Origin of the sequence: Ehrlichia japonica (assembly GCF_000632845.1) — a bacterium.
GTDB lineage: Bacteria > Pseudomonadota > Alphaproteobacteria > Rickettsiales > Anaplasmataceae > Ehrlichia > Ehrlichia japonica.
In genome coordinates this window covers 1,057,541-1,070,689 of the sequence record NZ_CP007474.1, presented here as the reverse complement: position 1 = coordinate 1,070,689, position 13,149 = coordinate 1,057,541, and the positions used below count along the sequence as shown (strand labels likewise).

Genomic DNA, 13,149 nt, shown 5'->3' with positions numbered 1-13,149 from the left:
GAAGAAAAACAACATATGGTAGTTAGTGATGTAGAAGCTTCATATGTAAAGTTTATAAAGCAGTATGGTATTTATATTTTGGTTGTTTCTATAGAACCTTATAAATTGAGTTGTGTTAAATTGTTTTATTTATTGGTTATAGTAAGTATGTTATAGATGCTTTGAAATATCATGTATTTTTTATACAATAATACTTATTTAGAATCAATTTATAGCAGAAACGAAGTGGTTTATATGTTTTTTGATAACTTGTATTGTAAATAATTTTGGAATTTATATATCGATATGTTTTATTATAAAGTGTTTACTACCCTCTATATAATGTCTTTGTTTATTGTGTTGGATTAACGAAAGAACATATCCTGCCAAATATAGTACAGTTAATTATTGAGGTTATTTATAACTTTATCCTTTCAACAATAGAAAGTAATGTTGGTAAGGAAGGATTGCAATATATACTTTTAGTTTTCACAATATTCACATTTATTAAATAACATGTAATTTACTAGGTGTGCTACTCCCATAGGGTTTATTGTTGGCATATTGCAGTAACATTTACAATATCTATGGTGGGGTTATTTTTATATAGCAAAAAGTTTCAAATTAGAGGTTCTTATAAAAGGTATACTGGGTTAGTTGAGTCCAATGGTAATTTTATTTATATACTGTGTATCTTATAAATCTATTAAGGTTGTCTTGCTGCTGATATGGTAACATGACATGCTGTGTTATTAATCTTTCTATAGGGAGCTTTATCAGATTTTACTCGTTAGCAAATTCTGCTGATACTAGAAATTTTTCTTCATTAGTATCAATTATTGATTTATTAACATAGACTATGTGATCAGCATTACAGACGGCTTTTAAATCATTTTCTAATGAACTAGGGAAATTACAATTCTGACTGCTGATGATTAGTTTATTGATTTTATATTTGACAGATAATTGAGCATTTGCTTTTAGTTTGCGTACTTGATTAAGAATTTCTATAAAGTCTTCTCCTAATAATTCATCTGACTCGCTATACAAACCTGAATCTGCAATAGGCCAATTATTGTGGTTATGAATTGAATTGTTGTTGCTATAGAGTGTGTTGTATATTTCTTCTGTAATATATGGTATAAAAGGTGCTAACATTTTGAGTAATTCTCTTAACACGAATGATAGAGTATGTATTGCACTTAGGGTTTCTTGGCTGTTAACCTCTCCATATGCTCTTTTCTTAGATAATTCGAGATAATCATCACAGAAATCTTGCCAAAAAAAAGATTCTATATATTCAAGTGCTATACAATATTCAAAAGAGTTAAAACTTTCTGTTGCCTTAATGATGACTTTATATAGTTTTGATAGTATCCACTTATCCATTGTTTCTTTTATGTATCGTAAATCTACTTCCGAATACTGATTGACAACCATTGAAACAAATTTACTTGCATTCCAAAGCTTAGTAGTAAACCTCTTACCTAATTTTAGAATTTCACTAGAAAATGTAGTGTCTGCTCCTAATTTAGAGTTTGCAGCCCAGTAACGTACTACATCTGCTCCATATTCTTCCAAGAGTTTATTTGGAGTCAAAACATTTCCCTTTGATTTACTCATTTTTGTTTTGTCTTCTGCAAGGCACCATCCACTAATCATAATGTTTTCCCACGGTATATCATTGTTGTAGTAATAGGCTTGCAAAATAGTATAAAATGCCCAAGACCTTATAATTTCATGACTTTGAGCTCGTAAATTGGTAGGTATTGTAGATGTATTATGGAATTGAATAGATAATGAGCTAGTAGCCCAAGTGTCCATTACATCAGTATCTGCTTCTACTTCTGTATCTTGATATCCTTCAGGTAAATCATTTACTGGGTCTACTGGCAGCTTATTAATATCAGGTAAGATAACTTTTCCATCTTCTTTAGAATACCAAACTGGGAATGGTACTCCAAAGTATCTTTGACGTGATATACACCAATCCCAATTCAATCTTTCTATCCAAATTTCTATTTGCTTACGCATCGACTTTGGATGCCAGTTAATTTTTTGTACTTGTTGTAATAGTTCTTGCTTTATTTCTACTACTTTAATAAACCATTGATGGCTTAATAGTATTTCAATAGGTGCTCCTGATCTTTCTGCACATTTAACATTATGAATAATTTCTTGTTTGTGTCTTAGTAAATTATTCTGATCTAGTATTTCAAGGATTAATGCTCTAGCTTTTATTATTGATAACCCATGTAATTGGTTACATACACTTTGTCCTTGGGGTGTATTGCTAGTTAGATTATATATAGTACCTGATTTACTAATGATAATCTTAGTATCTAGATTGTGTTTATTCCACCAGTATACATCCATTTCATCTCCGAATGTGCAGCACATTACAAGACCAGTTCCTTTGTCTATTTTTACTTGGTCATCTGGTAATATTTTTACTTTATTGCCAAATATTGGTACTATCACATTTTGTCCGAGAAGATGCTTATATCTTGCGTCTGAAGGATGGAAAAATACAGCAACACAAGCTGGCATAAGTTCTGGTCGGGTTGTTGCAATATTTATTGGAATACCTGTTTCTGTAGAAAATGTGATTGTATTCATAAAAGATGATATCTCATTTTCTTCAACTTCAGCACGTGCTATGGCTGTTTTGTCAATGCAATCCCAGAATATAGGTTGTAATTTTCTGTATAATTTCCCTTTGTTATATAAGTTTATGAATGATGCTTGAGATATCTTTTGTATGTTTTCACTGATTGTATGGTACTCTAAATCCCAATCATAGCTAATTCCGATGGATTGAAAAAGTTGTTTAAATTGTATTCTAAATTCGTGTGATACTTGTCTACATATTGTATTAAATTCTTTACGGCTAATATCTGTTGCACGTATTTTCTTTGTTTTTTCTACTAACCGTTCTGTTGGTAACCCATTATCATCGAATCCTATAGGATAAAATACATCTTTTCCAAGCATGCGCTGATATCTTGCAATAAAATCTGTATGACAATAACTAAAAATATGCCCCATATGTAATTGTCCAGATATTGTTGGAGGAGGAGTATCAATTACAAATTGATTGTTCCCTGAGTTTTTCCATTTGTATAGCTTTGTCGTGTTCCAAATTGTGTTATATTTTGTCTCTATATCTCTGAATTCGTATTTATTATTGAAAATAGACTGCATTGTAAAATATTTTACTTACTTTTCTCCTTCAAGTATAGAGAATTGCTAGTCTTGAAACAATGATAATTTTATTAATATACTGATGTAATTTTTATACATAACCATATATTATGTAATTGTACTATAGCAATGTATTGTTATTAGTTAAATTGACAAAAGAGCCATTATAACTACTTAATATTATTTTAATTGTAATAGTGATTTATTCTGGAATTTGGTGGATACTATAATAGTTTTATCATTGAAAGAGAATTACATAGAAGCATTTATATTGTCCAACACCGTTGTTTGTATTACATAAGTTTTGTTGATTGTTTTTTACTGAAGGAATTTTTGTATTTTATTGTGTAAGGTTAATGTATTATTTAATGATTTTTTGATCTTTATTGAAATGCATAATTAATGCTGATGTTGTAAAATGACATCTTAATATGCGGTGATCAAATGTTTTGAGCTTACATTGTAGTATACCCCTAATACTTAACTTACTATAGTTGTTTTTTTGACTTTAAGATCAATAAAGCTACGCTTTGCAAGTTTTTATGAAGGTCTTATAATGAATAGTTTTTATTTTTTAAGTATTGTTAAAAATTTATAATGATTAATTTAATAGAGCTTCCGCTTTTGATGGCGTGTATATTTTCAATAGTTTATCCACTTATTGTTAATATATCTTTTTGTTGGTCAAAAGTGCTTACAGTATTGATATTTGTGCTGACAAGTGCTGCTGTAGGATTATTGTTGTATATACACATTATTGATGATTTTTCATTCTGTAATGTGTACTACAATTCACATACAACTAAACCTTTATTATATAAGATATTTGGTATTTGGGGTAATTATGAAGGCTCTATCTTATTATGGGTGTGGGTAATAAGTCTATATAGTTTTTTATTAGAAATTTTCCTTGATGAAGATGATTTTAAAAGAGTATCTGTATCAATACAACATATGATTAACTTTGGTTTCTTATTGTTTACTTTATTGGTAGCTAATCCTTTTATGAAGATGTCTACTATTGAATACGAAGGATTGGGTTTTAATCCTATATTACAAGATATGGGGTTAATGGTACATCCTCCTATTTTATATTTAGGGTATGTAGGATTTAGCGTAGTATTCTCTCTTGCTATGGCTGGTGTTATTACTCAAAAAGATAGTGTAAGATGGGCAGTAGTTATAAACAGGTGGACTCTAACTGCATGGTCTTTTTTAACTTTAGGAATAGGGTTAGGTAGTTGGTGGGCATATAGAGAGTTAGGTTGGGGTGGATTTTGGTTTTGGGATCCGGTTGAAAATGCCTCACTTATGCCATGGTTGTTAGGAACAGCTTTAATTCATTTGCTGCCTTTAGTTAAAAAATTTAATATATTTTATAATTCTGCGATTTTATTATCAATTTGTTCATTCGTGATGAGTTTAATTGGAACGTTTTTAGTAAGATCTGGTGTTTTAATTTCCGTTCATGCTTTTACTAATGATCCAGAAAATGGATTCTATATATTAGTGTTAATTGGTATAATAATTAGTAGTGGAATAATGAGTTTTATTTGTTTTATAAAGAAATCTCAGGAAAAAAAATATAATTTTTTGTTTTTGTCAAAGGTTACAATGTTGCTGTTTAACAATGTTCTACTGTTAACAGCATTTACTATAGTGTTTATTGGAACTATATATCCTATAATCTTAGAGTTTATTACTGGAGATGTTATTGCTATAGGTGCACCATATTATAATTCTTTATTTAGTTATTTAATATTTTGTACTTTGTTACTAATGATAATTAGCTTAGGATTGGATAAGGAAAGAAATAAAATTTTGATAGAAAATTTTAAGTTTTCTGGATTTATTACTTTGCTAATTTTTCCCTTTATTATGGATAATAATTTTTTCATTATTCTAATACTTCTATTATCAGTTTTGTTATTTCTGTCAGTATTAGAGGCATATTGTAGGAAAGTGAAAATATTTATAGTACCGTTTTGTAATACTGTAAAATTAGCTAAATCTTGTTCTAAAAAGTATTATGCTATGCTGATAGCGCATATAGGTGTTGCTGTTTTTATGTTTGGAGTAATTGGTTCTACTGTGTGGGGTGAAACCTATGAGCTTTATATGAAGGAAAATAGTTCCATTAATGTGAAAGATTTTCAAGTTATTTTGTCTAGATTATCTTTTATAAAAAATGAGAATTACAATGCTATCCGTGGAAGATTTTTAATAGTAAAGTCTGGTGAAATATTGGGTAAGATATTTCCTGAAAATAGGTTCTATATAGTTGAAGGAGTAAGGAATACTGAAAGTGCTATATATAGGCATTGGTTGTCTGATATTTATGTCGTTATTGGTGATATAGATAAGGCAAGAGGTATAGCGGTGAAAGTGTATTATAAACCTTGTGTAAATTTAATATGGATGGGGTTTTTGTTAATAGCATTTGGTGGTATTATAGGACTGTTTTCTAGTGGTATTGTTACAGGGAAATCTTTAATGCTTAAAATGTTAAAAGCCAATAATCCTTCTTGTATATAAAAAACATGTAGTTATATTATTATGGATGTGAAAATTCAAATATGTTGTTAGATTCTATTCTTTTAGAACAGCCTGGAATTGTAAGAATGGTTAAGTTGCTTCTTCCTCAATAGTAATATAGGATAGTTTTTAGATAACACATTATGTATCACTGTAAGTGGAGTAACCTTAAAATCTATTTGTAGAAGATATGATAGTGAAGCAGATAACAAACTAGTTTGATGTTTATATGTAGTAATAGTATATAGAATAATAAGAACAGTTTTATTTGAATCAAGGATAGTATTATATGAACAGGTATGTGTTAAATTTAATAATAACACGAATTAATAATTGCATGGTTACTTTTTATAGCCAGAATTGGATTAAAAGTTTGAGTAATGAAAGTATGGAGGGGTATGAGCAAATTTATAATTTTGCCTAATAGAAGTATTATAGTCTTCCAGGGTATGGCTGCTAAGCAACTACTAAATCAAACTACAACAAATAACATTTTAAATCTGAGTCAGAATAAATCTCTCTATTCTCTGCTTTTAAACCCTAGTGGTAGATATATGTATGATTTCTTTGTTGTTCAATACGGAAAATATGTATTGTTAGATTGCTGTAGTACACAGAAGGAAGAAATTATACAAAGGTTTTTATTATATAAATTACAGTTAAAAATAACAATTAAGGAAAAAAAACACTACAAAGTTGGAGTGTTTATTGGAGAGCATCATGATAAAAGTGAATGTGGATATACTTATTGTGAAAATGATGCTGTATTCTTTCAGGATCCTAGATTGTCTAAACTAGGCTTGCGTGTAATATTCGATGAGTCGAATGAAATGTTTAGTGACCTAAAATATAGTGTTGGGGAATATGAAGATTATGAACTATTAAGGATTAGTAATACTGTTCCAGATTGTAGTAAGGATATGATAAAAGGTACTTCATTTCCTTTACAGTTTAGGATGGAACAGTTGAATGCAATTGATTTCAATAAGGGCTGTTATATAGGACAAGAAACGGTAGCACGTATGTATCGTGCTGGAATAAAGAAAAATATATATACTGTGGTTTCTGAGCATGAATCTTTTTGTGATACAAAAGTTATGTGTGATCAACAAGAAATAGGTAAATTGTTATCTCATGTTGGTAATATAGGATTGTGTTTATTGAATATTAATTCAAGGAATGATTTGTGTAATTTAGAGATTGGTAGTGTTAAAGTTAAGGTTCTGCTCAGTTAATATAGTTCCTATTATATTCCTGCTTTTTGTAAATTACTTTTATAGGGTATATAACTGTAGTGTTTTTGTGAATTGATAAGATAAATGAGTTACTTGTAATTATGGAAGGCTAGCTGATTTTTTGAAATAAGATCTATGACTAACTTTGCTATAAGAATTGTGTGTATGTATAGAAAATAGCCTTTATTCCTTGAGTAATCCTATAAGTCTAAGTTATTTTCATTTCATAAGGAAGTAATTAGTAGAGAATTATTGTCATGGTTTTATGGCCATATGGCTTAAAATGTACTTTTGCCTTAATAAGAATCTGCTATTCCATTTTCCTATGGGGTAATCTCCAGTAAAACAAGCATCACAATAAGTAATTAATAGAGAATTATTATCATGGTTTTATGGCAATATGGTTTAAAATGTACTTTTGCCTTAGTAAGAACCTGCTATTCCATTTTTCCTATGGGGTAATCTCCAGTAAAACAAGCATCACAATATTGAGGTAGGGTATTATTGCGTTTTGTATTGCATATTGCCTTATACAGACCATCTATACTTAGAAAGTATAGACTGTCACAACCAAGGGTGTCTTTAATTTCTGATTGTGATAACCTATTAGCTATTAATTTTGATTCTTCTGGAGTATCTATTCCGTAAAAACAAGAGTTTACGGTTGGTGGACTAGAGATCCTTAAGTGTATTTGTTTAACTCCTGCTTTATGTAGTAATGTTATTATGCTTTTTAATGTTGTGCCTCTGACAAGGCTATCGTCTATTAGGATTATTATTTTGTCTTTTAAAATGGAAGAATTAGCATTATGTTTTAGCTTCACTCCCATGCTACGAATGTAATCATTAGGTTGGATAAAAGTTCTGCCTATGTAATGATTTCTAACGATTCCAAATTCAAAAGGTATTTTTGTGTATTCTGCAAATCCTAATGCAGCTGGTACTCCAGAGTCTGGTACTGGTACTACCATATGTGTATCTTTCGGGGCAGGATACTCTATTGCTAGTTCTTTGCCTATGTTTTTGCGTATTTCATATATAGACTTGTTTCCTATTATACTATCTGGTCGTGCGAAATATACATATTCGAAAATACAAAAACTTGATTTTTGTTTTTTAAATGGAAAAGAACTTATTAAAGAGTTGTTTTTATCAATTGTAATGAATTCTCCTGGTAATACATCTCTTACAAATTGTGCTCCAACTATATCTAAAGAGCAAGTTTCTGAAGCTACAATGTATGAATTATCTAGTATACCTAGTACTAGCGGTCTAATTCCGGCTGGATCACGACAGCATATTATGGTGCCGTTTATTAATATTATTAAAGAATATGCTCCTTTGATAGTCTTTAATGCGTCGATGATGTTGTTTAATAAGGTATCTTGTGTATTAATAGCAATTAAGTGTGCGATTACTTCTGTATCAATATCTGATGAAAATATACATCCTCTTTCAGTAAGGAGTTTTCTTATCTGTACTGCATTGATAAGGTTACCATTATGAGCTATTGCTAGTTTCCCAAATTTACAATCTAAAGTTATTGGTTGAACACCGACTTTACTTCCACTTGTGGAGTAACGTATATGTCCAATTGCAGTTTCTCCTAATAGAGAATCTATCTTTGGCTGTTGATTAAATATGCTGTTAACTTGTTTATTCGAATAGTGACAATAAAGCTTGTTGTCTTCTGATGTTACTATGCCAAATGATTCTTGTCCTCTGTGTTGGAGTGCATGTAATCCTAAAATGCAATTGACAGCAGCGTGATTGTTATTTTGTATTGCAAATACTCCGCATTCTTCGTATATTTCGTTAAATTGCATAGTTAGTAAAATAGAAGTTATTAACTGATATTTTAACATAGAAATGCAGAAACTTTAATAAATTATCTATAAATTATTGTTGTAGTTGTAGTATGGTAGTGTAAGTAATAAAATTTTTATGATATAAGAGTGTTTTGCAATATTAAATATGTTTTAGCTATACAATTGAAAGTAAGATAAAAGGCTGTTTATTATGTTATGATTTGGATACTAATAGAAAGTCACAATACTAAATGTATTATGTTAAAATGTCTTCATATTTTGGAAGATTTTTGAATTTTTCCATAAATGTTAGGTGGTCGTTTTCTAAAAGTAATGTAATGTGTTCTGCTACGTAGGATACAGTATTACTTACGGCATTGAGATTATGAAAGCGAGATAAAACATAGCATGATAAATCCATCTTGTGTTTAGGATGTCCAATGCCAAATCTTACTCTCCAATAATCTTTACCGAGTAAGCTATCGATTGATTTAAGGCCGTTGTGTCCAGCATTACCGCCATTTTTTTTAACTCTTATAGTACAAAAGTCTATTTCTACTTCATCGTGAAGAATTATTATATTGTCTAGTGGAATCTTATATAAACTGACTATGCTCAGAATAGGAGCTCCTGAGTTATTCATAAATGCCCAAGGTTTTACAAGAATAACTTTATGTGATTCAACATTGCCAGTTGATATTAGTACATCATTTTTTTCTCTAAAGTCTGGGAAATGAAATTTTTTTGCCACTGCATCTACAATCATAAACCCAACATTATGGCGGGTTAGTTCATACTTTTTGCCAGGATTACCTAACCCAGCTAACAAGTGGAACATAAGGACCTTAACAGATTAATGTTCTGATGATGGAGCAGTAGATGTAGATTCCTGATTGCTTTCACTTTCTTTTTCCGTACTTGCGCTAGAAATTGTTACTATTGCTGGATTATGTTCCTTCATTACAACGTTTACTTCTGGAGGAAGATTTAAATCACTTACGTGTATAGAGTGTCCTGCAGTTAAATCAGATAAATCTATTTCTATATTTTGTAATATAGCGTTGGGAGAACACTTTATAGATAAGGTGCGATGTAATATATTTAACACTCCACCTCTCTTAATGCCTATACATTTTTGCTCATTTGTAAATATTAAAGGTACTTCTATCTTTATTTCCACCCCATAATCAATAAACTGAAAATCCACATGTTGTATTCTGTCAGTTACTGGATGTTTTTGCACATCACGCATTAGTACGTATTCTTTCTTATTATCTATTTCAAGTTCAATCAGATGTGTTGACAGAGCGGCAGATCTATACTTACTTAAAAACTCTCTGTCCGATAAAGATACACTTAGGGAGTCGCGATCTTTACCGTATATTACTGCTGGTATTTCTCCGCTGAGTCTTAGTGCGCGTGAAGGACCTGTACCTACATCTTTCCTTAAGCTTGCATTAATTTTAACTATACCTTGATCTGTCATTAAAAAATCCTTTTGAAAACTTTTTTGATTTAATATCTCTGAATCTTATATTCTTACCATATTAAGATGATATTGCAATATAAAAATTACTATATTGTCTTTTTATTCAATACTGATTAGTAGGGAGGTATTAAGGTTTTTTAGGTTAGAATATGTTCGCGATTTTAGTAAGTGCTATGGAGATAGCATTATGTAGTTTGTATATAGTGAAGTTAAATTCTAATATTTGAATAATGCAGTATAGGGTGAATAAAATGAATTTTGTGTATAGTAAGTACTGAAGTAATGTATTTCTTGTATATGTATAAGCTGGGATTTTATTAGTTATATGTATAGGTTTTTGCCTATGACAACTAAAAGCTTATACTTAATATACCAATTCAAAATTTTTTATAACTCATTAATTTGCATTTGTAACATGTGAATGATTTCTAATATGAAAAATATGTGCAATTGTGTGTCTGGGCTTTGATTATGAAAATAGCAGTTAGATTGTAAATCAAAGTTTTTTGTGTCTTATTAATTTAAGTAACAACTTACGTTAGCAGTAGTAAATAATGCAATTTCTATAATATGTAAGATAAAGCAATGTAAGCAAAATTTAATATAGTGAGATATTTTAATTTTTTGCTATGAGAATGTGGAGTCATACCTTAGAAATTGCTATAGTGTTCTGGCTAATGTAATCACTCTAACTTCTTTTGCACCTGATTCTACAAGTTTATGTGTACAAACTCTAGCTGTTATTCCAGTTGTAATCACATCATCAACAAGTAGTATAGTCTTGTTATCAATTAGATGTTGATTTTGTACTATAAAGGATTTTGTAATGTTTTTTTCTCTCATTTTACTAGATAGACTATATTGTGGTATTGTATCTACAATTCTTTTTAGTGCAAAAATTTCTAAAGGTATATTACAATGTTTACTTAAAGCTTTTGCAAGAAGTGTGGCTTGATTATATTTTCTTTTCCACAGCCTTTTTTTGTGTATGGGGACGGGTATTATAGTAGTAACGTTGTTAAATAAGCCTGAATTTTTATTATACATCCACTTTCCATAGGTTTTTACATGTAATGTGTTGTCAGAGAATTTCAGGTTTAAAATCATGTTTTTACTATACTTATTATATGCAAATACGGATTCTAATTTTGTAAATTTTGGTGGGTTAGTTATACACTTTCCACATATTGATACCTCATCTGGTAAACTGCATCCACATGCGGTGCAATAGTTACCAGATAAAAAATCTATGTTACCTTTACATGTGCTGCATAAGTCATAATCATCAGGAATTACATATCCACAATTTGCACATGTTTTAGGAAAAATTGTATTTAAAATCTTATTTAGCACCTAGTTATTGAGATAGATTAAAAAACTGTCTTATGAACTCTTCATATATGTTACTAAGCTTATTTATGTCATTTACAGATGTATTTTCATTTATTTTATGCGCAGTGTCATTTTTTAATCCTAATTCAATTACAGGGCAGAAATCTTTTATAAATCTTGCATCCGAGGTTCCACCAGATGTGCTTATTACTGTGTTTTCTCCAGTTACTTTTTTTATAGCTGTAGATAACATGTCAGAATATTTACTTGGATAATTGATGAATGGTTCTCCAGATACTAATGTAAACAGTTGGTATTTTTGTGTTGTTTCAGCACAAATATTATTAACTATATTAAATATTGAATCGGAAGTGTGTATGTTATTATATCTAATGTTGAGGTGAGCAGTAATTGTCTCTGGAATAACGTTACCTGCTGTATTACCGACGTCAACTGACGTAATTTCACAATTTGAAGGTTGAAAATATTCATTTCCATTATCAAGGACTGTATTGTTTATTTTATACAAAATATTGATCATATTATTTACTGGATTTTCTGCAAAATGTGGATAGGCAACATGTCCTTGTATTCCATTGCACACTATCTTGAAATCGATTGATCCCCTACGACCTATTTTTATAGTGTCTCCGACAAATGATTGACTAGTTGGCTCTCCAACCAAACAATAATCAATTTTTTTGTGATTATCAGTTAACCATTTTAATATTGCTGGTGTTCCATAATCAAAATATTTCCCTTCTTCATTCCCAGAAATCATGAGACTAATAGAACCATTCACTTGATTAAAATCCAATCTTGATACTGCTGCTATAAAGGCACATATGGCAGATTTCATATCAACAGCTCCACGTCCATAGATGATATTATCTTCTATATGTCCAGAAAAAGGATCAAATTTCCATTTTTTCAGATCTCCTGTTGGCACTACATCTGTATGTCCTGCAAAACATAGATTTGGTGACTCAGTTCCTAGTTGTGCATATAAATTACGTACTTGTATTTCATCATTTCCAAAAGTTAAAACATGACATGTAAACCCGTACTGTGATAACGTGTTTGATAAAAAATCTATAGCACCATTATCTGTTGGACTAATACTAGGAAAGGATATTAATGTTTGAGATAATGCTACTGGGTCAATGATCATGGATAAACCTTATGCAATGAAGTATCCGCTCATTATACATTGTTATAGTCAATTTTCAATATTTGCATTGTAATATGTTCGTTGGTCCATAGTACTTGATATGTTACTATAGTTTTGTGTGTAATTTATAAATTACTCTTTGAGTCAAATAGTAATTGTTAAGTCATTGCATATGGATTGAACAATCTATGGGTGGGCTTATAATGAGTTCATTAAGTCTAGTATAGTTTTTAAGTGTGCTATAAGCTTGTATGTAATCTATAAACTTAACTTTTTGCGTTTAAATGCTAATTGTTAAGTCATTGCATGTGGATTTGGTTGTATGGCCAAAGATTGATATTTGTTTAGTGTTAGAAAATACCTAGTATTCTAAAAATAAATGCTTTATTTTAACAT

8 protein-coding genes and 1 pseudogene are annotated in these 13,149 nt (G+C 30.0%); 3 read left to right on the top strand and 6 right to left on the bottom strand.

Annotated elements, in window-relative coordinates; all coding sequences use genetic code 11:
• Positions 1-338 precede the first annotated feature (338 nt).
• Positions 339-572 (top strand): annotated as a pseudogene (locus tag EHF_RS04640) (F0F1 ATP synthase subunit A); the annotation flags it as partial.
• A 190-nt stretch (positions 573-762) separates the two neighbouring features.
• On the opposite strand, the gene EHF_RS04155 reads toward EHF_RS04640, so the two are convergent.
• Positions 763-3,183: a valine--tRNA ligase gene (locus tag EHF_RS04155; RefSeq protein ID WP_044195559.1), complete on the bottom strand. Its 2,421-nt coding sequence runs from the start codon at positions 3,181-3,183 to the stop codon at positions 763-765.
• 597 nt (positions 3,184-3,780) lie between these two features.
• Between EHF_RS04155 and EHF_RS04150 the strand changes: the two genes are divergently transcribed.
• Positions 3,781-5,718 carry a heme lyase CcmF/NrfE family subunit gene (locus EHF_RS04150; protein ID WP_044195557.1) on the top strand — a complete coding sequence of 646 codons (1,938 nt, stop codon included), beginning with the start codon at positions 3,781-3,783 and terminating at the stop codon, positions 5,716-5,718.
• A 398-nt stretch (positions 5,719-6,116) separates the two neighbouring features.
• On the top strand, positions 6,117-6,953 hold the full coding sequence (ygfZ, locus tag EHF_RS04145; RefSeq protein WP_044195942.1) for a CAF17-like 4Fe-4S cluster assembly/insertion protein YgfZ: 837 nt from the start codon (positions 6,117-6,119) through the stop codon (positions 6,951-6,953).
• Between the two features lie 437 nt (positions 6,954-7,390).
• Here the strand turns inward: ygfZ and purF are convergent, their stop codons facing one another.
• The 5 genes from purF to dapE all read right to left on the bottom strand — a co-directional run bounded on the left by purF (position 7,391) and on the right by dapE (position 12,753).
• Positions 7,391-8,779 carry an amidophosphoribosyltransferase gene (gene purF, locus EHF_RS04140; RefSeq protein WP_044195939.1) on the bottom strand — a complete coding sequence of 463 codons (1,389 nt, stop codon included), beginning with the start codon at positions 8,777-8,779 and terminating at the stop codon, positions 7,391-7,393.
• Positions 8,780-9,017: 238 nt separating this feature from the next.
• The gene (gene pth / locus EHF_RS04135) at positions 9,018-9,599 is read right to left on the bottom strand and encodes an aminoacyl-tRNA hydrolase (protein ID WP_044195554.1); all 582 of its coding nucleotides are present in this window, start codon (positions 9,597-9,599) and stop codon (positions 9,018-9,020) included.
• Between the two features lie 15 nt (positions 9,600-9,614).
• Positions 9,615-10,247: a 50S ribosomal protein L25/general stress protein Ctc gene (locus EHF_RS04130; RefSeq protein WP_044195551.1), complete on the bottom strand. Its 633-nt coding sequence runs from the start codon at positions 10,245-10,247 to the stop codon at positions 9,615-9,617.
• A gap of 663 nt (positions 10,248-10,910) precedes the next feature.
• A complete protein-coding gene (locus tag EHF_RS04125; RefSeq protein WP_044195549.1) occupies positions 10,911-11,603 on the bottom strand; it encodes a ComF family protein in 693 nt (230 codons plus the stop codon).
• Between the two features lie 4 nt (positions 11,604-11,607).
• Entirely contained in the window at positions 11,608-12,753 is a 1,146-nt protein-coding gene (dapE, locus tag EHF_RS04120; protein ID WP_044195546.1) for a succinyl-diaminopimelate desuccinylase, read from the bottom strand.
• Positions 12,754-13,149 lie beyond the last annotated feature (396 nt).